Source organism: Terasakiella sp. SH-1 (assembly GCF_004564135.1).
Classification (GTDB): Bacteria; Pseudomonadota; Alphaproteobacteria; order Rhodospirillales; family Terasakiellaceae; genus Terasakiella.
The window spans coordinates 629,096-645,659 of sequence record NZ_CP038255.1 but is presented as its reverse complement, the minus strand read 5'-3'; the positions used below and the strand labels follow the sequence as shown (position 1 = coordinate 645,659).

The 16,564-nt window shown below is 47.9% G+C and carries 16 protein-coding genes; 13 read left to right on the top strand and 3 right to left on the bottom strand.

All coding sequences use genetic code 11. From position 1 onward, the window contains the following. Positions 1–26: 26 nt before the first annotated feature. Together E4K71_RS02920 and E4K71_RS02915 are read right to left on the bottom strand one after the other, a co-directional pair. Complete coding sequence (locus E4K71_RS02920; protein WP_346504512.1) at positions 27–1,814, bottom strand: ABC transporter transmembrane domain-containing protein; 1,788 nt, start codon at positions 1,812–1,814, stop codon at positions 27–29. Positions 1,815–1,887: 73 nt separating this feature from the next. Further along, on the bottom strand, positions 1,888–2,691 hold the full coding sequence (locus tag E4K71_RS02915; protein ID WP_135076315.1) for a dienelactone hydrolase family protein: 804 nt from the start codon (positions 2,689–2,691) through the stop codon (positions 1,888–1,890). A gap of 144 nt (positions 2,692–2,835) precedes the next feature. On the opposite strand from E4K71_RS02915, the gene E4K71_RS02910 reads away from it, so the two are divergent. The 13 genes from E4K71_RS02910 to E4K71_RS02850 all read left to right on the top strand — a co-directional run bounded on the left by E4K71_RS02910 (position 2,836) and on the right by E4K71_RS02850 (position 15,970). Beyond that, positions 2,836–3,999, top strand: coding sequence for a hypothetical protein (locus E4K71_RS02910; protein WP_135076312.1), 1,164 nt, complete (start codon positions 2,836–2,838; stop codon positions 3,997–3,999). A gap of 362 nt (positions 4,000–4,361) precedes the next feature. Further along, entirely contained in the window at positions 4,362–4,715 is a 354-nt protein-coding gene (locus E4K71_RS02905) for a response regulator (protein ID WP_135076309.1), read from the top strand. 200 nt (positions 4,716–4,915) lie between these two features. Next, positions 4,916–5,320 carry a cytochrome c family protein gene (locus E4K71_RS02900; protein WP_135076306.1) on the top strand — a complete coding sequence of 135 codons (405 nt, stop codon included), beginning with the start codon at positions 4,916–4,918 and terminating at the stop codon, positions 5,318–5,320. Positions 5,321–5,538: 218 nt separating this feature from the next. After that, a complete protein-coding gene (locus tag E4K71_RS02895) occupies positions 5,539–6,645 on the top strand; it encodes a hypothetical protein (RefSeq protein WP_135076303.1) in 1,107 nt (368 codons plus the stop codon). Between the two features lie 24 nt (positions 6,646–6,669). Further along, positions 6,670–7,656 carry a hypothetical protein gene (locus E4K71_RS02890; RefSeq protein ID WP_135076300.1) on the top strand — a complete coding sequence of 329 codons (987 nt, stop codon included), beginning with the start codon at positions 6,670–6,672 and terminating at the stop codon, positions 7,654–7,656. 72 nt (positions 7,657–7,728) lie between these two features. Then, positions 7,729–8,562 (top strand): hypothetical protein, encoded by an 834-nt coding sequence (locus tag E4K71_RS02885; protein ID WP_135076297.1) that lies wholly within the window; start codon positions 7,729–7,731, stop codon positions 8,560–8,562. Between the two features lie 5 nt (positions 8,563–8,567). Beyond that, positions 8,568–9,773, top strand: coding sequence for a murein transglycosylase domain-containing protein (locus E4K71_RS02880; protein WP_135076294.1), 1,206 nt, complete (start codon positions 8,568–8,570; stop codon positions 9,771–9,773). A gap of 17 nt (positions 9,774–9,790) precedes the next feature. Beyond that, a complete protein-coding gene (locus tag E4K71_RS02875) occupies positions 9,791–10,339 on the top strand; it encodes a membrane lipoprotein lipid attachment site-containing protein (RefSeq protein ID WP_135076291.1) in 549 nt (182 codons plus the stop codon). A gap of 121 nt (positions 10,340–10,460) precedes the next feature. Further along, complete coding sequence (locus E4K71_RS02870) at positions 10,461–11,426, top strand: GGDEF domain-containing protein (RefSeq protein WP_135076288.1); 966 nt, start codon at positions 10,461–10,463, stop codon at positions 11,424–11,426. Positions 11,427–11,526: 100 nt separating this feature from the next. Then, complete coding sequence (locus tag E4K71_RS02865) at positions 11,527–12,498, top strand: sensor domain-containing diguanylate cyclase (RefSeq protein WP_167730225.1); 972 nt, start codon at positions 11,527–11,529, stop codon at positions 12,496–12,498. Positions 12,499–12,579: 81 nt separating this feature from the next. After that, positions 12,580–14,211: a hypothetical protein gene (locus tag E4K71_RS02860; RefSeq protein WP_135076283.1), complete on the top strand. Its 1,632-nt coding sequence runs from the start codon at positions 12,580–12,582 to the stop codon at positions 14,209–14,211. Then, a complete protein-coding gene (locus E4K71_RS02855; RefSeq protein ID WP_135076280.1) occupies positions 14,208–14,729 on the top strand; it encodes a hypothetical protein in 522 nt (173 codons plus the stop codon). The genes E4K71_RS02860 and E4K71_RS02855 overlap by 4 nt, the downstream gene beginning before the upstream one ends. Continuing rightward, positions 14,729–15,970 carry a hypothetical protein gene (locus E4K71_RS02850; RefSeq protein ID WP_135076277.1) on the top strand — a complete coding sequence of 414 codons (1,242 nt, stop codon included), beginning with the start codon at positions 14,729–14,731 and terminating at the stop codon, positions 15,968–15,970. Before E4K71_RS02855 ends, E4K71_RS02850 begins: the two co-directional genes overlap by 1 nt. Here the strand turns inward: E4K71_RS02850 and E4K71_RS02845 are convergent, their stop codons facing one another. Next, the gene (locus E4K71_RS02845; RefSeq protein ID WP_135076275.1) at positions 15,971–16,498 is read right to left on the bottom strand and encodes a DUF2726 domain-containing protein; all 528 of its coding nucleotides are present in this window, start codon (positions 16,496–16,498) and stop codon (positions 15,971–15,973) included. Between the last annotated feature and the right edge of the window lie 66 nt (positions 16,499–16,564).

Here is a 16,564-nt window from a genome sequence, read left to right as displayed (position 1 = left end):
CCAGCCCTTTCAGCGCAATGAAGTTCCTATTGTGTCATATCGGCGGAGAACTGCAACTTTGCAAGCTTGGCATAAAGTTCGCTGTTTTCTAAAAGCTCCTGATGGGTGCCAATGGCCTTAATGCAGCCCTGATCAATCACACAAATCCGATCTGCATTCACCACAGTGGCTAAACGGTGTGCAATGATCAAGGTCGTGCGCCCAACCATTAAACGATCCAGAGCCTGTTGCACAATCCGTTCATTTTCCGCATCCAGTGCACTGGTGGCTTCATCCAATAACAAGATTGACGGATCACGTAATAATGCACGGGCAATAGACAAACGCTGACGCTGCCCACCTGACAGGCGCGTCCCCTTTTCCCCCAGAAACGTATCAAACCCATCGGGCAGTTTTTCCAGAAATTCTGTTGCCTGTGCTGCATCGGCTGCGGCCCGTACGTCTTCGTCACTGGCTTCGGGTCGGCCATAGCGGATATTCTCCCAGGCATTGGCGGAAAAAATCACCGGGTCTTGCGGAACCAAGGCCATGCGCTTTCTGACTTCAACCGGATCAGCATGGGCAATATCCACCCCGTCGATCTCAACAGAGCCGGAATCCAGATTATAAAAACGCAACATCAATTGCATCAGTGTGGTTTTACCTGCCCCGCTTGGCCCCACCAAAGCCACCGTCTCCCCCGGTGCAATAGTAAGCGAAACCTCCGTTAACGCTGCAATATCCGGGCGGGAAGGATAGCGGAAATTCACAGTATCAAATTTCACCCCTCCTTCATGGTAATCAGGTAAAGCAACCGGATTTTGTGGGGCACTGACCTGACTTTCAGTATCCAGCAATTCAACAAGACGTTCTGTTGCCCCGGCAGCGCGCTGTAATTCGCCCATGACCTCACTGATCACACCGACACTAAAGGCAACCATCGTGGCATAAAATAAAAAGGCGGCAAGTTCACCACCGCTGATGACACCTTCCATGACATCGCGCCCGCCAACCCACAACACCGCACCAATGGCGCCAAAAACCAGCAAAATCACTGTTGCGGTCAGGATGGAACGCGCCTGAATACGACGAATGGCAGCATCAAACGCCCCTGTAACTTCCCCAAAGAAGCGTTTGGAATCTTCCTGCTCATGGGTAAATGCCTGAACGGTGGACATAGCATTGATACTTTCTTCGGCATAAGCCCCGACATCGGCCACCCTGTCCTGACTTTCTTTGGAAAGCTTGCGCACCTTGCGGCCATAAAAAATGATCGGGATCACCACCAAAGGCACCACCAGTAAAACCAGCCCGGTCAGCTTTACATTGGTGATAAACAACATCACAATACCGCCGATTAAATTCATGATATTGCGCAAGGCCATGGATGCACTGGAACCAATAACCGATTGTAACAAGGTGGTATCCGTTGTTAAACGCGACAGGATTTCCCCAGTTTTGGTGACTTCAAAAAAAGCACTGTCCAAAGACAGGATACGTTGAAACACAGCTTGACGAATATCGGCAACCACGCGCTCCCCGATCCAGGACACCATGTAAAACCGCACAAAGGTCCCAACTGCCATAACAACCGACAGTCCCACCAACATCATCAGAGCCGTATCCAAGGCATCGGGATTTTGCGCACTAAAGCCCGTATCAATAAGCTGGCGTAACCCCTGGCCCAACCCCAAAGTCGCGACAACCACTGTGCTCAGTGCAATAAAGGCCAGAACGACACGCCCTTTATAAGGCTTAAGAAATGAAAACAGACGAACCAGAACATTCAGGTTCTTGCTTTTTGGGCGATCCATCAGACGCGGGTTTTGGGCCACAGTTCACTATCCCTTCGGCATTAAAATACAATCAAGTGCAGCCTAGATAAGCCGAAGTCCCGCCCATCACAAGTTACTGTGCAAATAAATCCTGCAAAAAAGCCCGTGTCCGCATCCAGCTATCCGCATCAGCCTGTGCATTATACCCCACGGGCATTTTGAATTTTGTTGCAAATTTATCTGCCTCAGGATTGGTGAAACTATGCACAGCCCCGGCATAATTGACAAAATCATAATCCACACCTGCACCCTTCATTTCCTGCTGAAAAGCCGTAATATGATCAGCCTTGATAAAAGGGTCATCAGCCCCGTTAAAGACACGTATTTTTGCCTTTACCTTACCGGGCATTGCCTTTGTTTTGGCTTTTAAAGAACCGTGATAACTGACCACCCCTTTTAAATCACGTCCTGTTCTGGCTGCATGTAAAACCATCCCGCCGCCAAAACAATAACCAAGTGCAGCTGTTTTCTTTTCATTTACAACCGTCAGGCTTTTCAATAACGCATGGGCGGCGTCAAAACGTTTTTCAGCCACTTCCATATTTGAAACTGTTGCCATCATAAAAGCCTTGGCATCTTTGGGGTGCTGGGCCAGTTTGCCTGTACCATACATATCCAAGGCCAACGCTGTATAGCCAAGTGCGGCCAGCATTTCAGCACGTTTGCGGGCGTAAGGGTTATGCCCCCACCATTCATGAACAACCAGTATACCGGGCCTTGCGCCTTCCATCCGGTCATCATAGGCGAGATATCCGGTAAATTCCTGCCCATCAACATGATATTTGATTTCTTCACCCACGACCTTGGCCTGTACCTGCCCTGAAAGGGTAAAAGATACAAAACAAACACACATAAGAACTTTTACAAAGCGTGCCATAATCAGCTCCATACATTATCAATTCCACCTTATTGCAGCTTGGGAGAGTCCCGATGAATTACAAGAGCTTGCCGTTTTAAATTGCTTGAGCTAGTTTCTTTGCCCACGGCTCAGTCTTGTGAACAAGGATAATGGACGAGAAAAATGCGCAATATTGTCATCGGTCTTGTAATCGGCCTTGTTATTGGTGTGGTCTTGGGCGTCACCATTCTCACACCGAAAATTAAGACCCATGCGGCCTCCAAAGCTGTTTTAAGTGAACGCGACCTTGAAAAAGGAAGCAGCGTTACGCCTGCGGTTCTGGCCTCCTTACAACAAGGTGATGCCATTCATTGGCGCTCAGCCCCGCCATTCCCCTCAGATCGCCCCAATGTCGCCATACAGGCACGTGAATTTGCCAAACAGCTGCAAATTTTATCTGGTGAAAAAATGATCTTGCCGGTTCTGCCTGCCAAGGATGTGATCGCATCGGATCGTTTATTTGCAGCCGTCGCTCTGGGCCGTATTGATGCACTCTTTGCCACAGCCGATATCGCTGTTGACAAAGAACCTGCCCTTTCCCTGTTTTCCGCCATTCCCTTTGGCCCTAAACCCGAAGAGACACTGGCCTGGCTACAAGCGGGCAACGGTGTAAAAAGACTTCGGGAGATTCTGTCCGCTCATAACCTCCACCCGCTTGTCTGTGGTTTCCTGCCTGCCGAATCCAGCGGCTGGTTTGTGAAAGAATTCAATAGCAGCGAAGATATTCAGAACTTGCGTATTCGCATCTCCGGTCTTGGTGCAAAAGTCTGGGCAAAAGCGGGGGCCGTTGTCTCTCCCATCACACCGGAAGAGGTCATGGGGGCCTTTGATCAAGATAAACTGGACGGTGCTGTGTTCTCCAGTCCGGAAATGGACGCCAAATCCGATTATAGGCGTTTTGCCCAAAATTATTATTATCCTGGCTGGCAAAATCAAGGGCAGCCCCTGTTACTGTTGATCAATGCAAAAACATGGAAAAAGCTGGATCAGGAACGAAAATCCCTGTTGAAAACATCCTGTGATCAACATACAGCCTTAAGCCATGCCAAAGCCGCCCAAAAACAAATCGACGGATTAGGGGAACTGGCAAAACAGGATGTAAAATTACAGAAACTGCCAGCCTATATCCTTGAGCCCCTGAAAGATGCCTGGAACGATGTACTGGCAGAAGAAGCCCGACGTAACCAGACTTTCCGCGAAACATGGGAAGATTTAAACAGCTTCCTCAAAACCCGCCAAACCTGGCAGGAAATGAGCGAACTCGGCAAAGAACGGGATGAATACTAGGGCGTAAACTCATAAAATAGACTTGTTTGGCGGAGATGTATTTGAGGATAGACAAGGCATGAAACCCGCAGAAGTGCGAGCACTTTAAGGGTTTTATAACGCAGCTCTATCCTCAAATACATCCCGTCCCTTACGGGATTTCCCTAAAATATAGGCATTACTGCGTTAAAGTCTTTTGAAAGTACAAGTACTTCCTGCAAGCCTTTGCCTTGTCTTGCCTATATTTTAGGGAAACCAAAGCAAGTCTATTTTATGAGTTTACGACCTAAAAGCTTCTCCCCCATTTGGGTGATTAAAATCAGTAAAATCTGAAATATCATAGATGCCGTTTCATGTAATTTATAGTTTAACGGCAATATCCTATGGTTAGCGTTCTGCTCGTCGATGACGATCCACAGATCCTTGATAGCACAAAGCTATTTCTGGAAGCTTATGACTTCCATGTCACTTTGGCACGCAATGGTATCGAAGCGATGGATATGATCCAAAAACAAGATTTTGATCTGGCCATCGTCGACCTGTTCATGCCGTACAGTGGCGGTATTGAAACCATCTCGAAGATTTGTCGCCGCATGCCTATCATTGCCGTTTCCGGCCAAATGAAAGATCGTTTAAGTGAAGAAGAAATTTCACGCAGCCTGAATGTCGATCATTTTTTTGCCAAACCGTTTGACCCCAGAAAATTAGTCCATGCGATTAATGAATTGGTCCATTAATACAAAAAACGCCCTCTAAGCTCTCCATAACAAACTCAGAGAATCGGATGTATTTACATCAGGAGAAAGGAGGAACTTCAGAAAAACAGAATATACCTTTAAAAACGTGAAAATAGCGAGTTAAAGGTATTGCCAAACCCGATTGGCTTGATAATATGTCGTCGATCGATTCACAGTATTCTAAGCTTAGGAGAATAACTATGCGTAAGGTTCTAGCACTGGCCGTAGCTGGCATGGTAGCATTTGCTGGCGGTTCTGCACTGGCAGACGGTCATGGCGATGCAAAAAAGGGCGCTAAAGTATTTAAAAAATGTAAGTCTTGCCACACAATCGAGCAAGGCGGCAAACACAAAGTAGGCCCGAACCTGTTTGGTGTTGTTGGTCAGTCTGGCGGTTCCGCTGAAGGCTACAAATACTCTAAAGGTTACATGGCTGCCGCTGGCAACCTGACTTGGGACGATGCTGCTCTGATGGAATACCTGAAAGACCCGTCCAAGTACCTGTCTGCACAAGCTGGCAAGAAAGTTAAATCCAAAATGACTTTCAAACTGAAAAAAGAAAAAGACCGTAAAAACGTCATCGCTTATTTGAAAGAGAACAAATAAGCGACAAAGCTGAGCACAGCTTTTCTTTTAAAAACCGCAAGGTTCATGCCTTGCGGTTTTTTTATTGTGAATTTGTCATAAAAAACAAACTCCTGCACCAAAGATATCTTTTAACGTGTAAAAAGACATGATAACGTCCTTTTTAAAGAATAATCCCTCTGCCCCTTTCATAGATGAAGGCAACAGACACAATTGTTTTATCGTCAGGTTTATAGATCATGAAACGCCCTTTTCTTTTGTTGCCCACAGCCGCACTTTTAACCCTGCTCCCCCTTTACAGTACACAGGCTATTGAAGTCAGTGCCCAAGGCAGTAACCAGCGTCAGGCCCTGAACAATGCCCTGCGTCAAGCCGTGGAAATGAGCTTGGGAACATCCATTGAAAACAATACACTGGTTGAAAACTTTCAGGTCGTGCGCCAACAAATCCTGAGCCATACAAAAGGGTTTGTGCGTTCCTATAAAGTCCTTCACAAAACGGTTGATCCCAGTGGTATGGTTGATATCACCATTGATGCCGAAGTTGATGAAAAATCATTGGAAGACAGTACAGAGGCCCTGTCCACCCTGATGAAAATGGCTGCACACCCACGGGTTTTGGTCGCAGGTCTGGACGAAGATTTTGATTCGATCTCCAGCCTGAGTGATGATTTCCGCCTCTTAACAGAAAGTGTTGAAAGCACGTTACGCGAAGACTTTCGTTTCGAAACACTGGACTTTGAAGCCACACGTCAGGCCGGACGAGATCACTACCGCCATACAGACCGTAAAAACAACCTGAAACGGGCAAGGCGAGCCAAGGCCAATTTCATTATCTTTGTTGAAATCCTTAAAGGCCGCAACGCACCTTATGTTCTACGTTTGGAAAGCCTTGACGTTGCCAGCAATCGCTCCCTTGCACGCGAAGAAATCAATTTCGACATGGCAAACTGGACACGCGATGAAAAAAATAATCGTGCCGCCATTATTAATGAAGCCAAAGATCATATTTATGGCCCCAGTGCCCAAGTCGCTGCGGCCTTAATCAAAAACATCAAAAAAGAAGTCTATGAAGAGGGACAGCGCTACGAGATCCATTTTTCAAAATTTGATGCAAAAACCATCAAATATCTTGAAACGGATCTGGCAAACCTCAGCGGTTATGTGCGCCATAAATTGGCAGGGCAGAAAAAAAATGCCCTAACCCTTTCCTATTGGTCTTTGTTGAAACCTTCAACCTTGAACACAGAAATATCCAGCTTGCTGAGTTCTCAGGATATTCCATTTGAGTTCAGGATAAAGGGCCGCAACCTGACGTATCAATTTGATGATCCAATGTTTGAATAATTGCTTTTATTTTAGGGGAATAGAATGAAACGCCTGACCACAACCTTCATGATTGCAGCCTTCAGCTTGCTATGTGCAACCGTCCTGCTGTCAAACAAATCACAGGCAGCCGAACTGCCTTATCTGATGATCATGGGTGAAGATAATGACCAAGATGCCATTCCGCGTGACAGTCGTGTTTTTCGCCGTGTCCTGAACGAACTGGCCGAAGCCATGAATGCCGATGGCTTTGATGTCTATGATGAAACGGCTGTCTCACTGGATGATTATGCGCAAGGGCGTTCACGGCGCAGCGATGCAGAACTGATTGATGTGGCCCGTTCTATCACCCGCCCACCCATTGATATTGTCGTTCTTTTTGAAATTTATGCCAGCGCAGAACGTCTGGATTATACCACCAAGGTTCGCACCCGTTTGTCCGGTCGTCTCCTTGATGTCCATTCCGGTCGCCGCATGGGGAACTTTGAAGTTTCTTCCCCGCGTAACTTCCGTGCCCCGGTCAATTGTAATCGCGAATGTATTTTGGAAACTGTCGGGGATAATGCCCGCCTGCTGGCCCGTGATGTGGCCGATGTTCTGGTCCAGAAACTGGGCGATGAAGTTGACTACGGCTATGATGACCGTGACGATTATGATGATCGCGATGGCTATGGCAACGGTTCCACCAAAGATATGGCGCGCCGCCGTGGAAATGATGGTTGTCGTGGCCGTGTTCAGGATGTTTTCCTCAACTTCCAAAACTTCACAGAACAGGAAATGCTGGATATCGAAGATGTCATTCTGGCGAAATTTTCCTGTTATGTGGATCACCGCCCAGCAGGCTCTCACGGGCGCACCCACGAATATGTCTATAAAACACGCCTGCATACGGCCAAGTTGAAACGCAATCTGGTGCGTGCGCTTGAATATCTCGGCATGTCTGGCCGGGTACGTTATCAGGGCAAGGAATTCAACATTTCCAAAGTGAACAAACGCCGCAGCCGTTATTATAACGATGGCAGTAAGTGGTAAGCAGCCCTTCTTTGGGGAAGGGTCCCACTCTTCCCCGCCCCTAAACCTTCCAGCCCGTTTGAGGAAACCCTGATGAAATTGCCGTTGATCACAGCCGCCTTTACCATGGCCTTTTCCTGCCTTGCCCTTGCCCAAGACGGCTGGGTTGAAGCAGGCAAGCATGCCCTGACAGACTGGTCTGAAGGCTACGTTGAAGCCACCGGGCAAGGCACATCACGCTATATGGGCAATCGCATTCAAGAAGAACTCATGGCCAAACAGGCCGCACGTACCACTGCACAGGCCCGCCTGCTGGAAACGATTAAAGGCATTCGTCTAACCGGCTTAACCACCATTGGCACACATGGCGCAGGAGACACCCGTGCAGCAACACGCATTAAAGGCACCCTGAAAGGGGCACAAACCATTGATGAAAAAATCAGCTGGCATAAAGACAAATCCAGCCGCCGTGGCGAAGTTGTGATGGCCGAAGTGACCTTGCGGGTCTGTATTTCCCCGACCTGTCAGGCCACACCTGAAAACCTGACCAAAGCGACCCTTGGCCTTAAATCCTCCCCTACAACACAAAAAACACCGCCTTCCACAGACACAAGTGCCGTGATTATTGATCTGGAACAAGCCATGTATCTGCCTGCACTGAGCCCGGAAGTGGTCAATGAAAGCGGGACCATCATTTATTCCCAAGATACCGTTGCAGAAAACACAATTGTCGATAAGGGCCTGATCCACTATGCCAAGTCTGTTGAAAAAGCCAAACAACTGGAGATCAGCGGCCCAAGCCCCAAAATCATCAAAGCCCTGCGCATCACAGCGGAAAACCAGATCGTTGTCTCCAATAACGATAGCGATAAAATCCGCACTCTGGATGCTGTCAAGCAAGGCCGCATGATTGTCGCACTGGATTAAAGCCTATGACGCGTTCCCGTTTTTCATATCGTTTACTTTGTGGCACCCTTGCTTGCGCAGTCGCTATCCCTGCACTAGGCTGGGCACAAGCAGACTGGCTGGATAAAATAGATAGCCAGTTTGAACAAACCTTCCAAAAAACAGATGCAGCCTTTGATAAAGCCTTGCGTGAAGGAGTTGAAGAACTGGACCGTGAGCTGGCCGACATCTGGGGGGACAGTCGCCAACTGCCCGAACCCAAAGTCTGGGTTGGCTATAACAAGGATAAAACCAGCCGGATTATTGTGGATTATGAACGCGGGGAAATGTCCATCGAAGGTCTTGATAAGGAAGAAAAGGACCTTTTCGGGGACTTTCAGGAAATTCTCATGGAAGACAGCAGCCAGTTGGACGAACGTGCCTTACTGCGCAAAAAACTGAAAGAAAAATCCGACCAGTTCTGGCAACGCCAGGAAAATATTGTTCAAGACCAGCCCCGTGAAAAACGCCCACGCAGCAGCTGGAAGCGCCCCAAACAAGACGCCACCATTCAATGGAAACGCCCACGCGAACTCTCCACATTAGTTGCCCCACGTGTACGCCCCAAATTTATCAAACGCAATGTGGCGTTAAGCAAAGGCAAACGTGCCCAGCTTTCCCGTATCACGATTCCCTTGCGCAAAAACCGCGATCAACTGAGCGCACAGGCCCTGCGCGGTCCGATTTTGGAAGCCGCACAAAAATATATGCTGCCCCGCTCTCTGATCCTGTCGGTGATCAAAAACGAAAGCTCTTTTAACCCCCGTGCACGTTCCCACGCCAATGCCATGGGGCTGATGCAACTGGTTGCCACCAGCGGCGGAAAAGAAGCCTATAGCTATCTTTTGGGGCACGAAGCTACACCGGGGCCGGATGTTTTATATGACCCCTATGAAAATATCATGTTGGGGGCAACTTACCTTCATTTGCTCAACACCCGCTATTTCGGCAAAGTAACCAATGAAACCGCCCGGCAATATCTGGTGATTTCCGCCTATAACACCGGAGCAGGCAATGTTGCCAAAGCCTTCACCGGGAAAATGAAACTCCGCCCTGCCATTCAAAAAATTAACCAGATGGATGCCGATGCCATCTACAAGCATCTGCAAGCCCATCTGCCTTATGCAGAAACCAAAACCTACCTCGCACGTGTACATAAAGACACCAAGACATTTGCGAGCTGGGACAGCTAAACTTTAACAAAGAGGTTATGATGAAAAAGACACTTCTTGGGTTATGCGCCCTGACAGTCCTGAGCGCTTGTCAAACAACAGGGTCTTTGCGCCCCGGTGAGGTCTATGGCACAGATATCGGCTCTATCCTGACCTCAGAGGCGAACCTAAATATCAGCCGCGCCAATGAAGACAAAATGAACAGTGAAATCGAAAAAGCCCTATTTTTCTCAGATAATGGCCTAACAACCAACTGGTATGCCGGTGTCAGCGCCCGTTTGCGCCCAACCGGGGATGTGCGTGACCGCCGTGATCGCGATTGTCGACGTTTTCGCCATGCCGTCATGGTCAATAACAAATGGCTCAATGGGACGGCAATTGCCTGTCGCGAAGATAATGTCCCCTGGTATTTGATCTCCAACCGTTGGGATCGTAACCCACAACGTGCAGACAATCGACGCAAAGATCGTAGAGAAGAGCGCCACCACAACCGGGGGACATGGGAAAATCTCTCCGATGAATTAGGGGGCAATCAGGTTAACCGTTCAAACGATGACTTTGGACCGGGTTATAAATCAGGCTGGTAAAGGCTTTATTAGAAGGGGGAGAATAAAATCCCCCTTCACTTTTTTGTCACCATGGAAAAGTTAGTTTTGCATCTAAAGTCGAACGTCGTTATTCTACCCCAAACAAATAAGTTCGGAAAAAATGGAAAACGAAGAATTATTCTTTGATGACAATGAGGGGACTAGTGATGCGGCCTTAACCCATCAGACCCTTGTTGACACCCAAGAAAAACTGGGCACTCTGCTTGACCTCATGCCAACGGGGTTGATTATCCACCAAATGCAAGGGATGTTGTTTGCCAATCAGCAGGCCCTCTACCTGCTGGATGAAAACGTCACCACTCTTGTCGGAAAGCACTTTCTCGACTTCGTATCAGAAGACCAGCGGGAAAAATGCAGCGAATTGTTCATGACCACCTTCATGCGTGATGAGCCTGTGCGCTTTCCTGAGATTAAGCTTGAACAATCTGCCGGGCGTACACTCTATATTCAGGTCACAGCATCACGCCTGCCCTGGGAAGGGACCAGTGTTGTGCAAATCATGCTGGAAGATGTCACCGAACTGCGCCTTCAAGCCGATGAACTCCAAAAACTGACCTTCCATGATGTGCTGACCGGGGCCTACAACCGACGCTATTTCGTTCAACATGCCGAAGAATGCATTACCCATGCCCTGGATGAAGGCAAACCTTTCAGCCTCATGATTTTTGATATTGACTGGTTTAAACAGGTCAACGATACCTACGGCCATCTGGCCGGTGATGAAGCCCTGAAAATCATTTCAAAAGTCTGGCGGCTGAATACCCGCCATAATGAATTTGATAACCGCAAAAATGATGGCACCCTGTCGCGAATTGGCGGGGAAGAATTTGCCATTTATCTGCCCAATGTGGATGAAGAAGGTGCAAAAGCAATTGCAGAACGTATTCGTCGCGCCATTGAACATGAAGTCATCATTTTTGAAGACAACCGTTTCAGCATTACAGCAAGCTTTGGTTTAACGTCCTTACAAGGCGATGACCAGAAGTTGGATGACCTGATCAGACGGGCTGACAGGGCCCTTTATCAAGCCAAAGAAAATGGCCGAAACCGAGTAGAATTTGCATAACCACCTATCAATATAACGCATTCATATATATACTGAATATGTTATAGGGTCAGGATCTATTAATTTACTGTCCCTAGCTCTTAGACAGATGGATAAGCACTTGGTTGATTTCTTTTGGGATGACCGCGACGGCACTGAACAGGCCGTACAGACTCAACAACATTTGATGGATACACAAGAACGTCTTGGTGCGTTGCTGGACCTTCTGCCAAATGTGATCCCCATGGGGTTGCTGATCCATCAGCCCCAAGCCATGCTGTTTGTCAATAATGAAGTCTGCCGCATGTTTAACACCAGTCATGATGACATGCTGGGGAAACACTTGCTTGACTTTATGACCGATGAATTACGCGAAAGACTGCTCCCCCTGTTTATGAATGCCTTTCACGATCCCAACCCGGTCAATCTTTCCGAAGTTGAATTGCATACACAGGATGGCAGCTGTCATATTGTGAATATCAGCATTGGTCGCCTGCCGTGGGAAGGCTTGCATTGTGTGCAAATCGTTCTTCAAGACGTCACAGAACTGATCATGAAAGAACGTGAATTGGTCCGCCTGTCCATGACAGACCCGCTCACAGGGGCCTATAATCGCCGCTATTTCATGCAAGAAGCAGGCAAGGCCCTTGAAAAAGCTCACGAGACAAACTGTCCTCTCAGCCTGATTATCTTTGATTTGGACTGGTTTAAACAAATCAATGACAGTTATGGTCACGATGCCGGGGATGATGTCCTCAAAATGGTGGTTTCGCTTTGGCATGATCATTCACGCCACATGAATATGAGTGATGAACGCAGTAACGACAGCCACCTTGCCCGAATCGGTGGGGAAGAATTTGCCGTCACCCTGCCCCAGACGGACCTGAACAGCGCCATTGGCTTTGCCGAACGCATTCGTAAGCTCATTGAAAAAAGCACCGTTCATAGCGGTGAACATGAAGTCAAAGTTACAGGCAGCTTTGGTGTCACAACCTTTCATCAGGGCGACAGCCTGGATGACATGTTCCGCCGGGCAGATAAAGCGCTTTATCAATCCAAAGAAGGCGGACGCAACCGGGTAACAAGCGAATAAAAAACCACCCTGATCCTTCCATAGTAGACCTTAGACGGTTTTTCACTACAATAACGAGAAACTAAAACACAGGAACACCTCATGGGATCAGAAGAATTGCTGCTGGAAGCAGGAAAAAGCAACGAACTGAGCGCTGTCTTACATACGATGGCAGAATGTGAGATTGATGGTGAAATGAAATTCTCACCAATGGTTTGTCGTGAAATCGGCAAGCTGATCGTCTGTCGCAATTATGCCAGCGCCTTGCTGGAACTGTCTCACCTTATTGTTGCCGCCAGCGACCTCTCCATAGAGACAGGGCGCTATGAATTCTTTTTCTGGGATAGCGGCCCTGCCCAAAGCTCCCATTTCCAGCATTATTGCTGTCAGGCAGAAGCTGAAAACACCTGTGAACAGGTCAGCTTATCGCCCAAAGGACTAACCATATCCTACCCCGATGGTGAATTTTCCATTCAATATAGCCGCATGCCCGTCTTATCAGCCTTGTTTGAATTTTTACTGACCGCCCTTGGCTATAGCGATATTGATGAGATTTTGCAGGACCTCCTATGCCAAGCCCCTCCGACGAAAAAGGCGGTCTCAGATGCTGCTAATAATCTAAGCCGCCTGCTCTATGCGTATCTTCGCACCCACCTGCCCCCGGCTCAGTCCCAACGGAAATTTCGCAAGATCCTTGCCTATTGTGAAAATGACGTTGAAAATATTGATGACACCATGATCCTGAATTTCTGGCAGGAAGCGTCCCTGAATCCAGAAAAAGGCGTTGATTTCAAAACATTTGACAGCGTTCTCCTGACTTTTATTCGCGTCATACAGGCGATTGAAAGTGCGCGCGACCTCTCTGCCCTGCATAATGCCGGGGCCATCGGCCATGATCATGAGGCCGGGGAAATCAATCCCGACCTTCTGTCCCAAACCATCGATTCGGTACAGGAAACCCTATCTCCTTTACTGCAGCTTACCTCCAGCCCTCTCAATCAGGTCAAATTTCTCAACAAACAGGAACAGGCTGATCTTGAGGGGCTCCTCAGTGCAGGTACATTGGCCCTGCGCCTGCCCTTGTCCATTTTGCGTAGTGATATTTTCAGTGGATCACAGGCACGACTGACACAGGCCCTGCGCCGTCATGTCGGGACAAGTGAACTCCAGAATCTTATCGACGAAGGGCCTGATGAAACCTATCAAGACCGCCAGATGACCTATCAGTCCTTGCGCCAACATCTGGAACGTAGCGTTTATGCCAGTCTTCATGCTTTGGCGACAGCCCGCCATAAAGATGCCGTCAATGTGATGTTAAAACTGGAACCCGATATTGATTTTTCCTCGCTGGCACAACATCTTATTGATGAGAAAGAGAAAGATACAAATGTGGTCACACTTCATACAAACGCCATCACAGATCGTTTTATGAGCATCTTGCACGATCCTCAAGCTGTGGGACCCAAAGTCGCCGAAATGATGAGTACCTCAGAAATCGCTTATAAAAAATTGTCACGCAAAGGTTTCAAGGAAGATGTGCACGAACATCCTGAACTGTGCATCGCCTTTGCCCAAGGGGCTGACCTTTTGTTAGACATTGCACGCGATATTGATGCCTTTTTAGAACGGCTGGACTGTATGGCTCTCGCCGGTGGGGGCTGGCAATCCCAGTTTTCCTATGACCGCACCCTGTTCAACGGCCAATTCAGTAAAATCTATGGAGGCATGTCATGACCCATCCCCCAAACAAACAGGCCCAAGAGATTTTCAAGGCCCTGAACGATCTGGACCAGATTATGGGGCATGGGCAAAGCCAAAAAGCCGTCACCTTCAGTGAACTCTATGCGTATGCAACAAACCCGGCCCATACCCCCTCAGAAGCCTTAGTCCACGCCCTATCCACCAACCTGAAAACCCGCCGTGACCTGCGCCGATTACTGGACAAACAGGCAATCAGCTTTATTCCACGTGCTGTTGCCGCCAGTTCAGGCGAACTTGTCGTGCGTGATAACGAGGAAGTCAAGCTCAGTCTGACCCCCTCAAAATCCAATCCGGATCAGGTATATCTCCTCATTCAATCCTATAATCCCGAATTGTCTCTTAACCTTCTTTTCATTGAACAGGAAGATGGGCCTATCTTGCGCCTTGTCATTGATGATTTTTTTGACGGCGAAGCACAAATTTTACTTTTCAGCGATGATGAGATCGTCAAAGCCTTGCGTAATGTGAAAAGTGAAGTCATTCTGCGCTGATGAGCATGAGAGTTTATATCGCCACGACTGAAGGCCCGGTTTGCATCCAGCGCATCAGCCGTGAAGACCCGGATGTGCGCAGCGTGGTCTGCCTAAACGGGACAGCCAAGGCCCTGCCGATTTCACGCGCCTATGACAGTTTTGTCAAAGAGCCTACAGGCGTGGTTCAGCGATCATACGCTCATCCCTCCTATCGTATGGATGTAGATCGGGTCATTACCGATGGCAACAGCTGGCAACTTGGTGCCTTCGTGGCCCATGCTCTGGAAAATGAAGAAGAACTGGCCGGCCCAGAAGATGAAATTGATACCGTTCTTTGGTGCACGGGTGAGCTGGACCGAGACCTGAAAGTTCGCCCGGTTGATCATATCAAGGAAAAGCTTCTGGCTTCACAAGCCTTGTTCCAACAGCTGCGTGAACAAAATATCCGGGTTTTTTGTTTCCTCCCCAGTGGAGCGGGATTGGTTCCTGAGGACGAGTTCTTAGAAGAACTGGGTGTGGACGGTGATCTTCTCCATCTTGAATCCCTTATTGATGTTCATCGTATTATCCAACGTTTTGAGCTGCCCCCTCCCCTTCCTGAAACAGAAGAGGATGAAGACGAGGGTGATGATGACGAGGTTATTGACCTCTATAAACCAGACCCGAACGCCCCGCCGCCCCTGAAAGACAACCGTCTGGGTAAACTGATTGCCCTTGGCCTCTGCCTGGTCGCCTTGGGTGTCGGCCTTTATATGCAGTTTGAAGATAATATCATCGCCTTGCGTGCAGGTAGTCTGAAAATCGGCATTTCAGAACTGCGTGCTAATACCGATAAGGGCTGTCAGTCCCCCGATACAATCCCACTGCAACGTGATGGCTCCAGTTTCCCCAGCAGTTCTTTGAACGGACTGTGTGCGTTGGAAATCACCGTTAATAACATGGGCGCACCGGCCTATATGTGGGCTTTTGCCCAGCGGTTGGAAGATGGTCATTTCCTGCTGGCTGACCGTGAAGGCTTGCTGGAAGCTGACATGCAGAAAGGTCTGATTGGCTGGCGCATGATCCTCCCTAAAAACCTGAGCAAAACCATTGATTACCGCATTGTTGCTTTGGCCTCTTCCAGCCCCTTGGGCGATGCGGTCAACCGCATGTTGCGCAGTTCATTTGGAGAAGAAAAGCCCAATTGGGAGAAAATGAAAGTCCAACTGGTTGAAGAAAAAATCACCGTGACCAGCATGGTGCATTCTTTGGTGAGGTAATTACGCCGCTAACGCTCTTTCCAGCTTGGCATGAATAATATCTTTTGAATCTTCTGGGAAAAGTTCAAGAAATGCCACACCTGCTTTTTCATGGGCGATTGCCTTAATCGCATCACGGTGACGAGCTGTTCCTTGATAATGTTCTTTTCCTTGATACTCCACAGCGCATATGGGCTGACCATAACGGTTGATAATTAAGAAATCACATCGTTTTGAATTTATAGACTTAAAAGCATTATCGTCACGCTGCACCGTATTTAAATACGCACCAAGAGCAACTTCACTAAAAACTCTTTCCCCTAAATCCCTTGCCTTCAATTTATTCTCGATATCGTAAAAAACATGGGCAACCTTTCGTTCCATCAAAGGTTTTGACTTGAAAGATGCATTTGAAACAAAACGAAGCTGATTATTGGGATCACTGAGATCATATTGCTGGAAATGATTTCGCTTCTTTTTCTTGGCTAGTTCACGCAAAAAAAGGACAAGCATAACCAGAGTTAAAAGATAACCAATAATGTCATACATGGGGAGTTTCTCAAGTTATCATAGAAAATTCACTTAAAGTATAAATCTAAAATTGAAATGTAAATG

Coding starts and splice junctions, on each gene's coding strand:
- E4K71_RS02845 (WP_135076275.1), bottom strand. CDS start 16,498: ATGTATGACATTATTGGTTATCTTTTAACTCTGGTTATGCTTGTCCTT.
- E4K71_RS02870 (WP_135076288.1), top strand. CDS start 10,461: ATGGAAAACGAAGAATTATTCTTTGATGACAATGAGGGGACTAGTGAT.
- E4K71_RS02900 (WP_135076306.1), top strand. CDS start 4,916: ATGCGTAAGGTTCTAGCACTGGCCGTAGCTGGCATGGTAGCATTTGCT.
- E4K71_RS02910 (WP_135076312.1), top strand. CDS start 2,836: ATGCGCAATATTGTCATCGGTCTTGTAATCGGCCTTGTTATTGGTGTG.
- E4K71_RS02850 (WP_135076277.1), top strand. CDS start 14,729: ATGAGCATGAGAGTTTATATCGCCACGACTGAAGGCCCGGTTTGCATC.
- E4K71_RS02855 (WP_135076280.1), top strand. CDS start 14,208: ATGACCCATCCCCCAAACAAACAGGCCCAAGAGATTTTCAAGGCCCTG.
- E4K71_RS02895 (WP_135076303.1), top strand. CDS start 5,539: ATGAAACGCCCTTTTCTTTTGTTGCCCACAGCCGCACTTTTAACCCTG.
- E4K71_RS02905 (WP_135076309.1), top strand. CDS start 4,362: ATGGTTAGCGTTCTGCTCGTCGATGACGATCCACAGATCCTTGATAGC.
- E4K71_RS02860 (WP_135076283.1), top strand. CDS start 12,580: ATGGGATCAGAAGAATTGCTGCTGGAAGCAGGAAAAAGCAACGAACTG.
- E4K71_RS02915 (WP_135076315.1), bottom strand. CDS start 2,691: ATGGCACGCTTTGTAAAAGTTCTTATGTGTGTTTGTTTTGTATCTTTT.
- E4K71_RS02880 (WP_135076294.1), top strand. CDS start 8,568: ATGACGCGTTCCCGTTTTTCATATCGTTTACTTTGTGGCACCCTTGCT.
- E4K71_RS02890 (WP_135076300.1), top strand. CDS start 6,670: ATGAAACGCCTGACCACAACCTTCATGATTGCAGCCTTCAGCTTGCTA.
- E4K71_RS02885 (WP_135076297.1), top strand. CDS start 7,729: ATGAAATTGCCGTTGATCACAGCCGCCTTTACCATGGCCTTTTCCTGC.
- E4K71_RS02875 (WP_135076291.1), top strand. CDS start 9,791: ATGATGAAAAAGACACTTCTTGGGTTATGCGCCCTGACAGTCCTGAGC.